This is a genomic window from Variovorax sp. Varisp41, from assembly GCF_047325085.1.
Classification (GTDB): Bacteria; Pseudomonadota; Gammaproteobacteria; order Burkholderiales; family Burkholderiaceae_C; genus Variovorax.
The window spans coordinates 400,049-416,720 of the sequence record NZ_CP168541.1; the positions used below are offsets into that span (position 1 = coordinate 400,049).

Here is a 16,672-nt window from a genome sequence, read left to right on the forward strand (position 1 = left end):
TCTTCCGCCGCCTTTCATCTTTTCCGATTTCGTTCGGCCTTCCTCCTGAGAACCATGGCGAGCGCCATGGATTGCAGTTCTGCCGAAGGAATCCCATGCACGCGCACCCGTCCTCACCCACCCCCGTCTCCAAGGCGCTGCTGTGCCTGCTGGCGCTGGCGGCCGCCATGCCCGTCACGGCGCTGGCCGCCGAGCCGGCGCGGCTCGCCGCCAGCGCCAGCGCGCCCGGCGCCGCGCGCGCCTACCGCATCGAGCCCGGCCCGCTGGCCGCGGTGCTGGGCCGCTTCGCGGCCGCGGCGGGCGTGGCGCTGTCCTTCGATCCCGCCCACACCCGGGACCTGAACTCGCGCGGCCTCGACGGCAGCTTCACGGTGCAGGCCGGCTTCGCCACGCTGCTCGCTGGCACGGGCCTCGAGGCGGTCGAGGGCGGTGCGGGCGAATTCATCCTGCGCCGCTCGGCGAGCGCGCAGGCCGAGCCCGGCGTGATCGAGGGCGCCGGCGCGCTGCCTGCCGTGCGCGTGGTGGCGCGCGCGGCACCCGTGCCCGGCGATGCCGACGACCGCTACCAGCCCACGCCCGATGCCTCGACCCTGCGCACCACCGCGCCGGTGCTCGAGATCCCGCAGGTGGTCAACGTGGTGCCCGCGCAGGCGATCCGCGACCAGCGCCCGCGCAACATCGACGATGCGCTCGCCAACGTCAGCGGCATCAACCAGGGCAACACCCTGGCCAGCACGCAGGACACCATCATGAAGCGCGGCTTCGGCGGCAACCGCGACGGCTCGATCATGCACAACGGCATGCCGCTGGTGCAGGGTCGTGGCCTCAACGCGGCGGCCGAGAGCGTGGAGGTGCTCAAGGGCCCGTCCTCGCTGCTCTACGGCCTGATGGACCCCGGCGGCGTGATCAACGTGGTCAGCAAGAAGCCGCAGCTGCGCCAGCGCACCGCGCTGTCGCTGGGCGCCTCGGGCTATGCGGGCGGGCGCAACGGCACCGGCCAGACGCTCGACACCACCGGTCCCATCGGCGAGAACGGCCTGGCCTACCGGCTGATCGTCGACCGCGTGGATGAGGACTACTGGCGCAACTTCGGCACCCACCGCGAGACGCTGGTCGCGCCCTCGCTGGCCTGGTATGGCGAGGACACGCAGGCCGTGCTCTGGTACGAGTACCGCAAGTTCGTGACGCCCTTCGACCGCGGCACCGCGCTCGACCCGCGCACCAGGAGCCCGCTGGACCTGCCCAAGACGCGGCGCCTGGACGAGCCCTGGAACGAGATGCGCGGCGAGAGCCACCTGGCCCAGCTCTCGGTCGACCACCAGTTCGGCGGCGGCTGGGCCGGCCACCTGAACCTCAGCTACAACCGCGAGACCTACGACGCCAACCAGCTGCGCATCACCGGTGTGAACGCCACGCGCGGCACGCTCACGCGCAGCAACGACGCCACGCACGGCGCCCTGAGCACCGACAGCTATGCCACAGCCTACGTCGACGGCCGCGTCGAGCTCGGCGGCATGCGCCACGACCTGCAGTTCGGCTGGGACGCCGAGTACCGCAAGATCTACCGCGCCGACCTGCTGCGCCAGGCCGTCGCGCGCAGCTTCAGCTACCTCAACCCGGTCTATGGCCTCGAGTTCCCGTCGGCCACGGTGTCGGCCAGCGACAGCGACCAGACCGACAAGCTGCACAACCAGTCCTTCTTCTTCCAGGACTCGATCCATCTCGGCGACCGATGGATCGCCGTGGCCGCGCTGCGCTACCAGGCCTGGTCGCAGACCGCGGGCCGCGGCCGTCCGTTCAAGGCCAACACCGACACCGACGGCTCCAAGGTGCTGCCGCGCCTAGGACTGGTCTACAAGTGGAGCGACAACCTGTCGCTCTACGGCAGCTACACCGAGTCGCTCAAGCCGAGCTCGACCATCGCGCCGCTGTCCTCGGGCTACGTGCTCGACGCCTCGGTGGCGCCCGAGCAGGGCAGGTCGTGGGAACTCGGCGCCAAGCTCGACCTCGCCGGCGGCCTCACCGGCACCGTGGCGCTGTTCGACATTCGCAAGAAGAACGTGCTGGTCTCGCAGTTCAACGACGTGACCAAGCTGACCGACTGGCGCACCTCGGGCGCGGCGCGCTCGCGCGGCCTCGAGGTCGACGTAGCCGGCGAGCTCGGTAAAAACTGGAGCGCGATCGCGAGCTACGCCTACATCGACGCCAAGACCACCGAAGACCCGCTGTACGCCGGCAACCGGCTGTGGAACGTGGCGCGCCAGACCGCGTCGCTGTCGGCCGTGTACGACTTCGGCCAGGTCTTCGGCGCCGAGGGCCGGCTGCGCGTGGGCGGCGGCGTGCACTACGTGGGCAAGCGGCCCGGCGACTCGGCCAACAGCTTCATGCTGCCGGGCTACACCACCGCCGATGCCTTCGCCACCTACGACACGCGCATCCACGGCCGCAAGGTCAAGTTCCAGCTCAACGTGAAGAACCTGTTCGACAAGACCTACTACCCCTCGGCCGCGAACACCTACTTCATCTCCATGGGCGACGCGCGCCAGGTGTCGCTGCTCACCACCTTCGAGTTCTAGGCCATGAGGGACGTCGCTTCCATCGATCGCCGTGGCGCGCTGCTGCGGCTCGCGCTGCCGCTTGCAGCGGGACTGGCCGGCGCGGCCGGCGCTCTGGCCGCGCCCGGCCGCAAGCTCGTGCTGCTGGTGCAGCGCGGCAGCCCGAACGCGGCGGTCGACGAGCAGGTCGCGCAGCACCTGGGCACGCGCGGCTTCGCGGTCGCCATGCTCGACCAGGCGGTGGAGCCCGGCGCGGCGGCGGGCGCCGAGCTGGTCGTGATCTCCTCGACCGTGGCCGCGAAGGACGTGCATCCCGGCTGGCGCCAGCTGCCGGTACCGCTGCTGACCTGGGAGAACGACCTGCTCGACGATCTCGCGATGACGGGCAAGCGGCACGACGTCGATTTCGGCGAAGCCGCGAAGGAACGCTACCTGTGGCTGGTCAACGCACCGCATCCGATGGGCGCGGGCCTGCCAGCCGGCGTGGCCAACGTCTACCAGCGACAGGCCGGCATGAGCTGGGGCCGGCCCGGACTCGGTGCCACCACCATCGCCACCCTCTACGGCCAGCCCGAGAAGGCGGCCATCTTCGGCTACGAGAAGGGCGCCACCATGGACTACGAGTCGCTCGCGCCGGCGCGCCGCGTGATGTTCTTCCTCGGCAACGACGGCTTCACCAACTTGGCAGCGGCCGGTCGCGCGCTCTTCGACGCGGCCGTGGACTGGGCCGCGGGAGCGCGCTGAATGACGATGCCGACATGGCGCCAGGCCTGGTTCCAGCTGCACTGGCTGCTGGGCATCACAGCGGGCAGCGTGCTGCTCGTGATCGGGCTCAGCGGCGCGGTGCTGTCGTTCCGCGAGGAGCTGATCGATGCGCTCAATCCGGGCGGCCGCCACGTGGCGGTGCAGACGCAGGAGGCGCTCGCGCCGCCGCAGCTGCTCGCGGCCGTGCGCGAGGCCTTCCCGGGCCGCCAGGTCGGCACGCTCGCGCTGTTCGCCGAACCCGGCGCCGCGGCGCGCGTGATCTTCGCGCCGCGCCCCGGCGAGCGCCGCGGCGACACCGTCTACCTCGATCCCTACGCGGGCCGGCCGCTGCCGCCGCTGGCGGGCGCGGAGTTCTTCGAATGGGTCGAGGCGCTGCACCGCTGGCTGCTGCTGCCGCGCGAGCCGGGCCGCGTCGCGGCCGGCGTGCTGGCGATCGCGCTGTTCGTGCTGGCGCTGTCGGGCCTGTACCTGCGCTGGCCGCGGCGGCCGCTCGACTGGCGCGCCTGGTTCACCTTCGATCCCGCGCTCAAGGGCCGGCCCTTTCTGTGGGGGCTGCATTCGGTGGCCGGCACCTGCGCCCTGCTGATGTACCTGGTGTTCACCACCACCGGCGTCTACTGGGCCTTCGACGCCGTGCGCGACCGCGTCGATGCCTTCGCGGGCCAGCCACGCGCGCCCGCGCAGGCACGCAATGCGCCGCGCGTGCGCAACATACCGCGCGACGACGCCGGCGCGGTCGACGTGGCGCCCGCCTGGGCCACGTTCCAGCGCCAGGCCGCCGCCAGCGGCTGGAGCGAGGTCATCCTGCGCGTGCCCACGGGGGCCGCGCCCACGGTGCTGTTCACCTGGCTCGATGCGCATCCGGCGCACGAACGCGCGCGCAACCGCATGACGGTGCGCCTGCCGGGCGGCGAGGTCGCGCAGGACGAGCGCCATGATGGCAAGCCCCTGGGCGGCCGCTTCCTGGCCGCCATCTATCCGCTGCACATGGGCACCTATTTCGGGCTGCCGGGGCGCATCGCGATGATGCTCGCGGCGCTGATGCTGCCGGTGTTCACGGTCACGGGCTGGATGCTCTACCTCGATCGCCGGCGCAAGAAGCGCGCGGTGGCGGCCGAACGCGCGGCGCTCGCCGCCGGGGCAGGGCGACCGTCGACAGATGGCGCGGCAGCGCCCGAGGGCGTGCTCGTGGCCTTCGCGAGCCAGTCGGGCACGGCCGAGGGCATCGCGCTGCGCAGCGCCGCCGCGCTCGAGGCCGGCGGCCTGCGCGTGACCGTCGCTTCGCTCGCGCGGCTCGACCCCGAGCAGCTGCGCCATCACCAGCGCCTGCTGCTGGTGGCCAGCAGCTTCGGCGAGGGCGGCCCGCCCGATGCGGCGCGGCGCTTCGCGCAGCGGCTGGTGCAGGTCGGCGGCGATGCGCTCGCGCACCTGCGCTACGGCCTGCTGGCGCTCGGCGACCGGCACTACGCGCGCTTCTGCGGCTTCGGCCATGCACTCGACCATGCGCTGGTGGCGGCGGGCGCGCAGTCGCTGTTTCCGATGATCGAGGTCGACAACGGCGACACGGCCGCTCTCGCGCGCTGGCGCCGCCAACTGGTGGCGCTGCGCGGCGCCGATGCGATCCCGGCCGAGGCGCTGGCCGATGAACCGCTCGAGCCCGCGTTCGAACCCTGGACCTTGGGCGCGCGCCGGCTGCTGAATCCCGGCAGCCTCGGTGCGCCGCTCTACGAGATCGAACTCGCCGCGCCGCCCGAAGCGGCTGCGGCGTGGCGGCCCGGCGCGCTGGCTGAACTGCAGCCGCGGCTGGCGGCCGACACGGTGGCGGCCCTGTTGCGCGCGACGCCGTGGACCGCGGATGCACCCGTCGTGTTCCAGGGCCGGCACTGCACGCTCGCCGAGGCCCTGGCCCGCAGCGCCGTGCCCGCGCCGCAGGCCCTGGTGCAAGGCCTCGACGCGCAGGCGCTGGCCGATGCGCTGGTGCCGCTGGCCACGCGCCGCTATTCGATCGCGAGCCTGCCTTCGGAGGGCCACGTGCGGCTGCTGGTGCGGCAGGCGCGCCATGAGCAGGGCCTGGGCATCGCCTCGGGCTGGCTCACGGCGCATGCGCCGTTGACGGCGCAGGTGCCGCTGCGCCTGCTCGCCAACCCCGGTTTCGCGCCCGTGGCCGACGACCGCCCCTGCATCTTCGTGGGCAACGGCTCGGGTTATGCCGGCCTGCGCGGCCACCTGCGCGAGCGCATCGAGCGCGGCCATCGGCGCAACTGGCTGGTGTTCGGCGAGCGCCAGCTGGCGCGCGACGCCTTCTTCATGGACGAGCTGCGCCACTGGCAGGCCGCGGGCCAGGTCGAGCGCGTCGACCTCGCGTTCTCGCGCGACCATGCGCCGCGCATCTACGTGCAGGACCGCCTGCGCGAGCACGCGGGCGACCTGCGCCGCTGGGTGGGCGAGGGCGCCGCGATCTTCGTCTGCGGCAGCCTGCATGGCATGGCGGCGGGCGTGGACGAGGCGCTCGAGGCCGCATTGGGGCGTGCCACGCTCGACGACCTGATCGCCGAAGGGCGTTACCGGCGCGACGTGTACTGAGGCGGCGCGCGCGAAGGCGGCGCTTCAGCCGCCGTTCAGCTTGATCGGCAAGCTCGGGGCTTTGGCCATTCTTTCGCGCATGCCCGAGCTTTCCCGTCCTTCCGCTCCCGCCCCGGCCCACCTGTCCATCGAGGGCCTGCGTGCATTGCACGTCGGCCCCATCGCGCTGCAGGCCGCGCGCGGCGAATGCATCGCCATCCTCGGCCCCTCAGGCTCGGGCAAGAGCGTGTTCCTGCGGCTGGTGGCCGACCTCGACCCGGGCGAGGGCCGCGTGGTGCTCGACGGCATCGATCGCGCGGCGCTGTCGGGTCCCGAATGGCGCCGGCGCGTGATCTACCAGGCGGCGGAGCCGGCGTGGTGGGGCATGGGCGTGGCCGAGCACTTCCCGGCCGGGCTCGACAGCGGCGTGCTCGCGGGATGGATCGCGGAGCTGGGCCTGCCGCGCGACGTGCTGCAGGCCGACATCGCGCGGCTGTCGACCGGCGAGCGCCAGCGGCTGGCCCTGCTGCGCTCGCTCGCGCACCGCCCCGTGGTGCTGCTGCTCGACGAACCCACCGCCTCGCTCGACCCCGCCACCACGCTCGCGGTCGAAGCGCTGCTGGCGCGCGAACAGGCCGCGGGGCTGACGCTGCTGTGGGTCACGCATTCGCACGAGCAGGCCGCGCGCGTCGCGGCACGCCATCTCGAACTGAACGCGGGCCGGCTGCAGCCGGCGGGGAACGTCGCATGAGCCCCATCCACCTCGACGCCACCGATCTGGTGCTGGCCACGGTGCTGGTGCTGCTGAACGCGCTCGCCTCGCTGCTGCTGGGGCTGCAACTGCATCGGCAGGTGCTGTGGGCGGCCGTGCGCATGGTGGTGCAACTGCTGCTGGTAGGGCTGGTGCTGCGCTTCGTGTTCGCGGCGGCCTCGCCGGGCGCCACCCTGGCCATCGTGCTGCTGATGATCCTGGCCGCGGCGCGCGAGGTGGCGGTGCGGCCCGCGCACCGGTTGCGCGGCGGCGGCAACTTCGGCATCGGCGCGGCGGCCGTGGGCGTGTCGAGCGTGGCGACGGTGGTGCTGGCGCTGATGACCGCGATCCGGCCACAGCCCTGGTACGACCCGCGCTATGCGATCCCGCTGATGGGCATCGTGCTCGGCAGCGTGCTCAATTCGGCCAGCCTGGGCCTCGACAGCTTCTTCGAGGGCGTGACCGAGGGGCGTGCGCGCATCGAGGCCCGGCTGGCGCTGGGCGCGACCATTCACCAGGCGATGGCGGCGCTGATCCGCGCGTCCATCCGCAAGGGGATGATCCCGATCGTCAACCAGATGTCGGCGGCCGGCGTGATCACCTTGCCCGGCATCATGACCGGCCAGCTGCTCGCGGGCATGGACCCGGTCGAGGCCGCGAAGTACCAGATCCTGCTGCTCTTCCTGCTCACCGGTGCCGGCGGCATGGCGGCCGCCGGCGCGGTCTATCTGGCGGCGCGCTCCTTCACCGACGACCGGCAGCGGCTGCGTGCCGACCGCCTGCGCTGAACCGGCAACCCCCTGGACGGACGATGCGCCCATCTTTACCTGCTGTTTTCAATCCGTTCGGCAGTTTTGCAACTGCGCTGCATCATGCTTTTGGAGAGCGCGCCGCACCGCGGCAGCTACCGTACCGCCCCATCGACCATGCCCATGCCTGCTGAAAAACACCGGGAAGAAACGCTCGGCGACGACGTCGTCCGCCAGCGCCTCGAGGAAGCGGACATCCGCGTCAACGCCGAGCGGCTGCAGATCCTCGGCCGGCTGATGTCGAACGCCGGCCAGGCCTGCACGGCCCAGGAGCTCTATCCGCGCGGGGTCGAGGAATCGAATGCCGCCGCGGTGTCGCGCGTGTACCGGACGTTGCACCTGCTCGAGAAGAAGAAGGTGATCGAGCGGCGGGTGCGGCAGGTGCGCGGACGGCCGGTGTTCAGCTACGTCTACGGTGCGCAGAGCGCGCCCTCGCGCATCCGCTTCCAGTGCCGAAGCTGCGGCGCCAGCGTGGTCGCCGAGGATGTCGAGCTGCGCGAGCAGGTCGCGAAGGTGGGAGCCGACCAGGGGCTGCCCGTCGCCTCGAAGGAGGACATCGTGGTGTGGATCGCGTGCAACCGCTGCAGCGCGGGCGCGCCCGACTGAGCTACTCGACGCGCGCGGCCGTCTCCGACCACCAGCCGCGCAGCACCCAGTAGAGCGGCGGCAGCATCAGCACGGCGCACAGCCAGGCATGGCGCGCGCCCTCCTCGAAGAAAGGCGCCACGGTCAGCGCCCAGGCCACGCCGTCGTCGCGCAGTTCGGGAATGCGCAGCAGGTCGGCCACGCTGTAGAGCAGCAGCTGGATCGCGAGCAGGGCCAGCAGCAGCGCCGAGACGCGGAACGCCAGCAGCAGCCGCGCGCGCAGGTGCAGCCACTGCCATGCGGGCAGCAGCAGCCCGGTGGCCGCGACGCCCAGCAGCACGCCCAGCGCGGCATCCACCATGCCGGCGCGCGCGCCGATCGCGCGCACGAAGACCGCGATCTCGAGCGATTCGCGAAAGGCCGACAGCGCGACGAAGGCCACGACCAGGAAGGGCGCGGCCGGGCTGTCCAGCCAGGCTTCATGGAACAGGTGGACGCGGCCGCGGATCTGCCGCACCGAGGCCGCCATGCTCGTGGCCATGACCAGGATGCCGATCGCCATCAGGGTGCTGAGCCCGGCGCTGACGTTGCGGTCGATGGAGGCATCCATCAGCAGCATCGACAGCGCCGCGGCCGGCGCGAGCCCCAGGCCCAGGCCCCAGCCGACGTACTTGAGCAGCGAGAGACGCCGGGATTCGCGCAGGCAGGCATACAGCGAGCCCACGATCAGGATCAGCTCGGCCAGCTCGCGCAGGGTGATGGCGAAGGCGTCAAACATCGGTGGGTCGGCGCGGCGTCGAGATGACAACGATTCTCATTGTTAAAGTATCGCACGGCCGTCCTCGAGCGGCCCCGTGCGACACTGCCGTCGCGCCTTCGACAACAGAAACAGCGCTCAGCAGCACTCAGGGGTATCGCCGTGGCCGTGAACGATCAAGAAATCCTCAGCATCGTCGACCGGGCCGTCGACGAGTTCAACGGCGACCTCGACGACCTCGAAAGCGCGATCGGCATGCTGCTGCTCGGGCGGCATTACGGCTGGCGCGTGGTGTTGTTGATCCACAGCCCGACCACCGTGCGCAAGTACCTGAAGATCCTCGGCCTGAAGAACCTGCGCGACGTGCTGCCCGAGGTCGGCGTGCTCGCGCATCGCTCGAACGCCTGGCGCCTGCTCGACGGCACCAAGAACTTCTGGAAGGTCGTGCGCGGCCAGATCAGCGGCGTGCGTTCCGCCCGGGTCGAGAAGACCCCGAGCAAGCCCTCCTGACCCCCTCCGATTCGTCTGGATCCGGGACTCGCCGGAGGGTTGGCCGTGCGCGCTTGCGTGGCATTTCCCCAACACGAAAGTAGTTCTTGCAAGGACTACTTGTCCTTGGGTTGCAGAGCCGGCGACTTCCTTTTCTCTCCCTTGAATCCGATTCGCAGGGATCGGTTTGCGCCGAATCAGTAGCACTTTACAGTACTACTACCTGCTTCTACATTTGCTCGAAATTGCGAATCGTTCGTATTTCCGTCTCTTTCGCGGCCGCGATCAGAAGGGGGAGATGGCAGCGGCGATGCGCTCTTTCGCAGCCGGCGCGAATGCGCCTTCTCTTTCCTTCATCGGTTCCAAATGAACAAGTCACGCAGCCCGCGCCTTCCGGGCATGGCACCCGCTACCGCGCCCAGCGCCGTCGTCCGGGCGATTCACCTGCTCACCGCCGGCGCCACCCTGGCCCTCGGCGCATCGACCGCCTGGTCGCAGACCGCGACCGGCACCAACTCGCTGCCGCCCATCACCGCCACGGGCGCCGAGCAGGGCTACGCCGCCCGGCGCAGCACCACCGCCACCAAGACCGACACGCCGCTGCGCGACACGCCGCAGTCGATCAGCGTGGTGACCGGCGACGAGCTGCGCGACCGCGCGGTGCAGAGCATTGCCGAGGCCGCGCGCTACGTGCCGGGCGTGGGCTTCGCGCAGGGCGAGGGCAACCGCGAGACGCCGATCTTCCGCGGCATCAGCACCACCGGCGACTTCTTCATCGACGGCATCCGCGACGACGTCCAGTACTACCGCGACCTCTACAACATCGAGCGCGTGGAAGTGTTCAAGGGCCCGAACGCGATGATCTTCGGCCGTGGCGCCACCGGCGGGCTGATCAACCGCGTGAGCAAGCAGCCCGAGTGGACGCCTTCGTACGGCGCCTCGGTCACGCTGGGCTCGCACAGCAACCGCCGCCTGACGGCGGACATCAACCAGCCGATCAACGACCAGCTGTCGTTGCGTCTCAACGGCCTGTACGAGAACTCCAAGAGCTACCGCGACGGCGTCTGGCTCGAGCGCTCGGGCATCAACCCGACCCTGAGCTGGCGCCCGAGCGCGAAGACGCTGGTGACGCTGGGCTACGAGCACTTCAAGGACAAGCGCATCGCCGACCGCGGCATCACCTCGTTCCGCGGCGTGCCGGTGGCGACCGATCCCTCGACCTTCTTCGGCAACGCGGCCGGCAGCCCGACCTGGTCCTCGCTCGATGCCTTCAACGCGCTGGTCGAGCACGAGTTCGACAACGGCGTGGTGCTGCGCAACCGCACGCGCTGGTCCGAGCAGGACAAGTTCTACCGCAACGTGTTCCCCGGCGCGGTCAACGCGCTCGGCACCACGGTGGCGATCAGCGCCTACGACAACGCGACCACGCGCAAGAGCTTCTTCAATCAGACGGACGTCAGCTTCACGCTGAACACTGGCGCGGTGAAGCACAAGTTCCTCGTGGGCGCGGAGATCGGCAAGCAGGACACCGACAACTTCCGCAACACCGGCTACTTCAACAACACGGCCACCAGCGTGAACGTGCCGCTGTGGCTGCCGACGACCTACGCGCCGGTGTTCTACCGCCAGTCCGCGACCGATGCCAACAACAGCGGCACCGCCAAGGTCGCGGCGCTCTACGTGCAGGACCAGATCGAGCTGAGCCCGCAGTTCCAGCTCATCGCGGGCCTGCGCTACGACCGCTTCCGCGTCGACTTCCGGAACAACCGCAACGGCGACCGCTTCAAGACCGACGACGACCTCGTGTCGCCGCGCCTGGGCGTGATCTACAAGCCGATCGAGCCGCTGTCGCTGTATGCGAACTACAGCATCGCCTACCAGCCGCGCGCGGGCGACCAGCTGTCCTCGCTCACGCTGAGCTCGTCGGCGCTCAAGCCCGAGAAGTTCAAGAACTACGAGATCGGCGCCAAGTGGGACGTGCTGCCCGCGCTCGCGGCCACCGCCGCGCTCTACCGCCTCGACCGCTCCAACGTGGTGGTGCTCGATCCGACCGACCCGACCGGCGCGCGCACCATCCTCAGCGACGGCCAGCGCACCCAGGGCTTCGAGCTCGGCCTCAGCGGCAACATCACGCCGGCCTGGAGCGTCTCGGGCGGCTACTCCTACACCGACGCCAAGTTCAAGGCCGACACCTCGGCCACGATCCGCGCCGGCGCCCGCGTCGGCCAGGTGCCCAAGCACACCTTCGCACTGTGGAACCGCTACGACTTCACGCCCATGTGGGGCGCGGGTGTCGGCGTGATCCACCAGGCCAAGATGTTCGCGTCGAGCGAGCAGATCGTGACCGCCGCGCAGCCGTTCCCGAACGTGGTGCTGCCGGGCTACACGCGCGTCGACGCGGCCGTGTTCTTCACGCTCAACCGCAACGTGCAGATGCAGCTGAACGTCGAGAACCTGTTCAACCGCAAGTACTTCCTCAACGCGAACAGCAACACCAACATCACGCCGGGCGCGCCGCGCTCGTTCCGCGTGTCGCTGAACGCGAAGTTCTGATGCGCGCGGCCGGCGGGCTTCATCGCCCGCCGGCCGTGTCCGCCCGCGAACCGAAGCTTTCAGGAGCCCGACGATGAATCCACCCACGAGCCCGCCTTGGCAGCCCGACGCGATGATCCGCCTCGTCAACCGCAAGGCGGGCCTGCGCCATCCGGCGTTCGGAGCGCATTCCGGCGTCACCGACCGCAACCAGCTGCAGCACGACCGCATCCTCGCGGTCATGGCCGAGCCCGAGGGCGACAGCTTCCATCCGCGCGATCTGCACCGCAGGCTCACGCAGCGGGGCACGCCGATGAACATGTCGGCGATCTATTCGGCGCTCAAGCGCCTGGCCGCCGAGGGCGCGATCGAGCACCTGCTGGTGGAGCGCAACGGCCGCGCCGTCTCGACCTACCGCCTGCCCGAGCACGAAGCCGCCGCGCCTTCCGAGGCCGCGGGCCGGCTGGTGTGCACCGGCTGCGGGCGCTCGGTCGACCTCCGCGGCACGGGCCTGCTGTCGCGGCTCATCGCCGATGCGGGCAAGGCCCATAGCCTGCCGCTGCCGGTGGAGGCGGTCGAGGTGCAGGTGCTGTGCGAAGCCTGCCGCGAAGCGCGGGACGACTGAGCTTCGTGCCTCCCGCGCGCCGCCATCACCAGCGGTGCGTATAGCTCAGCTTCAGCACGGCACCGGGAGCCGGCAGGCGGCTCGTGTTGTTGTTGCTGCGAAGCAGCTGGCTGTAGAGCGGGAAGTACTTGCGGTTGAAGAGGTTCTCCACGCCGATCGCCAGGTTGTTCCTGTCGTCGATCTTCCAGCGACTGATCAGGTCGACGGTGGTGTAGCCGCTGGTGTCGCGGCGTCCGAAGCTGCTCACGCCGTCGAGGCGGTAGTCCTTGCCCGCATACGAGGTCGCCTGCAGCCGGTGGCTCCACCGGCCATCGGGCTTGTACTCGACGTAGGCCGTCAGCTTGAGCGGCGGGATGCGGTAGCCGGTCATGTCCTGGTAGCGCGCGGCGCCCTGCGGCAGTTCGCGGCCCTTCATCCAGGTGAAGCTGCCGCCCAGGGCCCAGCGCTCGTCGTCGCTGAAGTAGTCGAGCGCGCCTTCGAGGCCGTGGATGCGCTCCTTGGTGCGCAGCAGGTTCAGCCCGTTGTTGAAGCTCTGCACGGCGCCGAGGTCCGACTGCGACTGGAAGGCCGCGAGGTTCGCGACCACGTTGGAGAAGCGGCCGCGCCATCCGAGCTCGACGGTGTCGGTCTTGACCGGCTGCAGGTCGGAGCCCGCGATGTTGAAGGCCGGCGTGGCATTGCGCACCTGCAGGCCGATGTCGGGCAGCTCGAAGCCCTGGCTGTACGACAGGTAGAGGTCGTGCGCCTTGGTCGGGTTGAAGACCAGGCCCGCGTTGTAGGTCCAGCCCTTGTAGTCGACCGCGCCGCCGTTGACCGGGCGCGGGTTGGCCACGCGCGATTGCGACAGCGGCACGAAGCTGTCGAAGCGCGTGCGGGCGCGGTCGTAGCGCACGCCGCCTTCGACCGACCACCGGTCGTCGAAGCGGTGCTGCAGCTGGGCGAAGCCGCCGAGGCTGCGCGTGGCGATCGGCGGCATGAAGATGCGCGAGCCGGTCTTGAGGAAACTCAGGCCGCCGCTCAGGTCGTACAGGCGCGGCTCGAACATGTCCAGCGGCATGTCGCTGCGTTCCTGGTTGAAGTCGGCGCCCCAGGTCAGTTGCGTCTTCCTGTCCGCGCCCAGCGGCGTCTTGATGGTCAGCCGGCCGCCGTAGACCTCGGAGTTCTGCGTGACCTGGTCCACGTTGGCGCCGCGCACCGACACGCCGCGCGCATCGAAGGGCGCGAAGCGGGTGAAGAAGTCGCGGTAGTAGAACTGCGCGGCCAGCGAGCTGCCGGCGATGTCGCGGTGCTGGTAGTCGATGCCGACCAGCGTGTTCTTCACGCGGTTCTGCTCGGCCAGTTGCAGCCCGCGCAGCGGCCGGGCCGCGGCGCTGCCGGCGGGCAGCTTCGCCACCGAGGGATCGGAGCCGTAGTCGGTGTCCTGTTTCGCGTCGTAGTGGCTCGCGGACAGCTGCAGCCGCTGGTCCGCATCGATGCGCCAGCCGATCTTGGCCGAGGCGCTGTAGATGTTCGAGTCGAACAGGTCGCCCTGGCTGGGCTCGGGCGCGATGCGGTTGCCTTTGGCGTCGTAGGAGGCGCCGACGCGGCGCGCGCCGAGGCTCAGCGTGTAGTCGAGCTTCTCGCCCGCGCCCGACAGGTAGTGCTGCACCTCGCCGCCGAAGCCCGCCGAGCCGATGCGCGACAGCGGCGTCACGCCGGTCACCGTGGTCTCGGCGCGGGTCTGCCCGTCGGGCTGGCGCGTGCGGATGGAGACGATGCCGCCGGCCGCGCCGCTGCCGTAGATCGCGCTGCTGCCGCGCAGCACCTCGATCTGCTCGACGTCGGCCGGATTGACGTTGGCGAGGTTGCGCGAGGAGTCGCGGTTGGTGTTGAGCGGAATGCCGTCGACCAGCACCAGCATGTTGCGTCCGCGCAGGGTCTGGCCGTAGTCGGTGATGGTGTGGCTGGAGTCGGCCATGCCGGGCACCACCTTGCTCAGCAGGGTGGCCACGCTGTCGGAGCCCTGGCGCAGGACCTCGAGCTCCTGGCGCTCGATCACCGTGACCTGGCGCGTGGGTGCCATCAGGTTGCTCTGGGTGCGGTCGGTCACGGTGATAGGCGCCAGCGCATCGCCCGGGCTCGCGGGATCGGCGGCCGGCGCGGCGGCGCCCGCGGGTGCTGGCGCGGGACGGCTGGCCGGTGCCGCCGCATCGGCCGCCTCCAGCGTGAAGTTGCCGCCGCCCAGCGCGCGCGTGCGCAGGCCGCTGCCGGCCAGCAGGCGTTCGAAGCCTTCCTGCACCGCGAACGCGCCGCGCAGGCCCGGCGTCGAGAGGCCGCGCGTGCGCGCCAGGTCCATGCTGAGGTTGACGCCGGCCTGACCCGCGAAATTCAGCAGCGCCGGGCCCAGCGGGCCGGCGGGAATGTCGTAGCGCGCGGCGGCCTGGGCCACGGCGGGATCGGCGGCCCGGGCCAGCGGCGCGGCCAGCGTGCCGCACAGGCCGAGCAGGCACAGCGCGCCGCGCACGCTGCGCACGAGCGGGCGGGGCGGCGCCGCGCGGAGGGTTCGGGAAGCGGAAGGGCGGGGCCGTTCGGTCATGAAGGGGTTCCTGTCGTCGATCGTTGAAAGCGGGTCTCGTCCTGCATGACAGGCGAGCCGCGAAAACCGGACAGGGCGGCGCAAAAAAAGAACCCGCCGGGGTGGCGGGCCAAAGGGGTGGTGGTCGGTCAACGCGCGGCGATGGTCACCCAATAACGCGTTCTGGATTCGATGCGCACCGGCAGGGTCCGGGCCAGCAGTTCCAGGATCCGGTCGGTGTCGTCGAGCTGGAAGGCACCCGAGACGCGGATCTCGGCCGCCGCCGGATCGCAATGCAGGGCGCCGCTGCGGTAGCGCGCGAGCTCGGCCGCGAAGTCCGCGAGTCGCATCTCCTCGGCATAGAGCACGCCGCGGGCCCAGGCATCGGCGCCGGCTGGCAGTGCGCGTGGCGCCGACACGCTCGTCGCGCTGAAGAAAGCCTGGCGCCCCGCGGGCACGATGACGGGGGCACCGGGATTGCGCGCGGGCCGGATCTCGACCGCGCCTTCCAGCACGCCGAGCCGGCCGCGCGCGTCGTCGCTGCGCACCACGAAGCGCGTGCCGAGCGCGCGCAGGCTGGCATGCGCGGTCTGGACGAGGAAGGGACGCGGGTCGGGCGCGGTCTCGATCAGGATCTCCCCGGCCCGGTGGCGCAGCAGCCGCTGCGTGTCGTCGAAGTCCAGGCTCACGGCCGATGCGGTGTCGAGGTCGAGCCCGCTGCCGTCGGGCAGCGTCAGGTGCCTGCGCTCGCCGGTGGCGGTGCTGACGTCCGCGCCGATCGCCTGCCAGGGCAGGGTGCGATAGCCGATCCATGCAGCCGAGGGCACGCCGAGCAGCAGCGCCACCGTGCGCAGCAGCGCGCGCCGGCCGGCCGCGTCCCGGCGCCGGTCGAGCACCGGCATGCCCACGGCCGCGGGCACCGCGCCGAAGCGGCGGCTCAACTGCTCGGCGCTCTGCCAGACGCGCTGGTGCTCGGGGCTCTGGTTGCGCCATGCCTCGCAGCCCTGCAGGTCGGCCGCGCTCGGGCGCCCGGCATGCAGGCGCGCGAGCCACTGCGCGGCTTCGTCGAGCAGCCGGGGATCGACCGGGGCGCCCGCGGGTCTCACGCGCCCTGCGCCAGCATCAGCCGCAGGCATTGCCGGAACCCCTGCGCCATGTAGCGCGTGACGGTGCGCACGCTGAGCTTCAGCCGCGCGGCGATCTCGTCATAGGACAGGCCTTCGAGCTGCGACATCAGGAAGGCGGTGCGCACCGCGGGCGGGAGTTCGTCGAGCAGGGCGTCGAGTTCGTGCAGCGTTTCGAGCAGGATCGCGCGCTCCTCGACCGAGGGCACCAGCGCCTCGGGCAGCAGGGCCAGCGAGGCCAGGTAGGCGCGCTCGAGCGACTGGCGCTCGAAGTGATTGACCATCAGGCGCCGCGCCACGGTCGTGAGGTAGGCGCGCGGCTCGCGCAACGGCGGAATGGCATCGGCGCGGTAGCCGGTCCACACGCGCATGAAGGTGTCGTGCGCGATGTCCGCCGCATCGCCGCTGTTGCCGAGCCGGCTGCGCAGCCACCCGCAGAGCCACCCGTGGTGGTCGCTGTAGAGCGCGTGGACCTCCCGCTGCAGGGCTGATTCGCCGATCACCATGCGCTTTCTCGTGCAGACCTGCTGCCGCCCTCTGTTTCTAAATAGGAATCCTTCGCAT

Annotated in this window: 13 protein-coding genes; 9 read left to right on the forward strand and 4 right to left on the reverse strand. The window is 70.9% G+C overall.

From position 1 onward, the window contains the following. The first annotated feature begins 95 nt into the window (after positions 1-95). The 6 genes from ACEN9J_RS32975 to ACEN9J_RS33000 all read left to right on the forward strand — a co-directional run bounded on the left by ACEN9J_RS32975 (position 96) and on the right by ACEN9J_RS33000 (position 8,048). On the forward strand, positions 96-2,576 hold the full coding sequence (locus tag ACEN9J_RS32975) for a TonB-dependent siderophore receptor (RefSeq protein WP_413765359.1): 2,481 nt from the start codon (positions 96-98) through the stop codon (positions 2,574-2,576). A 3-nt stretch (positions 2,577-2,579) separates the two neighbouring features. Further along, a complete protein-coding gene (locus ACEN9J_RS32980; RefSeq protein ID WP_413765360.1) occupies positions 2,580-3,299 on the forward strand; it encodes a hypothetical protein in 720 nt (239 codons plus the stop codon). Positions 3,300-3,305: 6 nt separating this feature from the next. Next, on the forward strand, positions 3,306-5,903 hold the full coding sequence (locus ACEN9J_RS32985; protein WP_413765696.1) for a PepSY domain-containing protein: 2,598 nt from the start codon (positions 3,306-3,308) through the stop codon (positions 5,901-5,903). A 79-nt stretch (positions 5,904-5,982) separates the two neighbouring features. Next, positions 5,983-6,633 (forward strand): ATP-binding cassette domain-containing protein, encoded by a 651-nt coding sequence (locus ACEN9J_RS32990; RefSeq protein ID WP_413765361.1) that lies wholly within the window; start codon positions 5,983-5,985, stop codon positions 6,631-6,633. Further along, positions 6,630-7,421, forward strand: a complete 792-nt coding sequence (locus ACEN9J_RS32995; RefSeq protein ID WP_413765362.1) for an ABC transporter permease — start codon at positions 6,630-6,632, stop codon at positions 7,419-7,421. Before ACEN9J_RS32990 ends, ACEN9J_RS32995 begins: the two co-directional genes overlap by 4 nt. 144 nt (positions 7,422-7,565) lie before the next feature. Further along, complete coding sequence (locus ACEN9J_RS33000) at positions 7,566-8,048, forward strand: transcriptional repressor (protein WP_057598520.1); 483 nt, start codon at positions 7,566-7,568, stop codon at positions 8,046-8,048. Between the two features lies 1 nt (position 8,049). Here the strand turns inward: ACEN9J_RS33000 and ACEN9J_RS33005 are convergent, their stop codons facing one another. Further along, the gene (locus tag ACEN9J_RS33005) at positions 8,050-8,805 is read right to left on the reverse strand and encodes an FTR1 family protein (RefSeq protein WP_296724706.1); all 756 of its coding nucleotides are present in this window, start codon (positions 8,803-8,805) and stop codon (positions 8,050-8,052) included. Between the two features lie 147 nt (positions 8,806-8,952). Between ACEN9J_RS33005 and ACEN9J_RS33010 the strand changes: the two genes are divergently transcribed. The 3 genes from ACEN9J_RS33010 to ACEN9J_RS33020 all read left to right on the forward strand — a co-directional run bounded on the left by ACEN9J_RS33010 (position 8,953) and on the right by ACEN9J_RS33020 (position 12,430). Further along, complete coding sequence (locus ACEN9J_RS33010) at positions 8,953-9,294, forward strand: hypothetical protein (RefSeq protein WP_057589884.1); 342 nt, start codon at positions 8,953-8,955, stop codon at positions 9,292-9,294. A 378-nt stretch (positions 9,295-9,672) separates the two neighbouring features. Next, the gene (locus ACEN9J_RS33015; protein WP_413765363.1) at positions 9,673-11,826 is read left to right on the forward strand and encodes a TonB-dependent receptor; all 2,154 of its coding nucleotides are present in this window, start codon (positions 9,673-9,675) and stop codon (positions 11,824-11,826) included. A gap of 73 nt (positions 11,827-11,899) precedes the next feature. After that, positions 11,900-12,430 carry a transcriptional repressor gene (locus ACEN9J_RS33020; protein WP_413765364.1) on the forward strand — a complete coding sequence of 177 codons (531 nt, stop codon included), beginning with the start codon at positions 11,900-11,902 and terminating at the stop codon, positions 12,428-12,430. A gap of 25 nt (positions 12,431-12,455) precedes the next feature. Here the strand turns inward: ACEN9J_RS33020 and ACEN9J_RS33025 are convergent, their stop codons facing one another. The 3 genes from ACEN9J_RS33025 to ACEN9J_RS33035 form a co-directional block, all read right to left on the reverse strand. Next, entirely contained in the window at positions 12,456-15,005 is a 2,550-nt protein-coding gene (locus ACEN9J_RS33025; protein WP_413765365.1) for a TonB-dependent siderophore receptor, read from the reverse strand. A 128-nt stretch (positions 15,006-15,133) separates the two neighbouring features. Further along, a complete protein-coding gene (locus tag ACEN9J_RS33030) occupies positions 15,134-16,090 on the reverse strand; it encodes a FecR domain-containing protein (protein ID WP_314733652.1) in 957 nt (318 codons plus the stop codon). Then, positions 16,087-16,614, reverse strand: coding sequence for a sigma-70 family RNA polymerase sigma factor (locus tag ACEN9J_RS33035; RefSeq protein ID WP_057589852.1), 528 nt, complete (start codon positions 16,612-16,614; stop codon positions 16,087-16,089). Before ACEN9J_RS33035 ends, ACEN9J_RS33030 begins: the two co-directional genes overlap by 4 nt. Positions 16,615-16,672 lie beyond the last annotated feature (58 nt).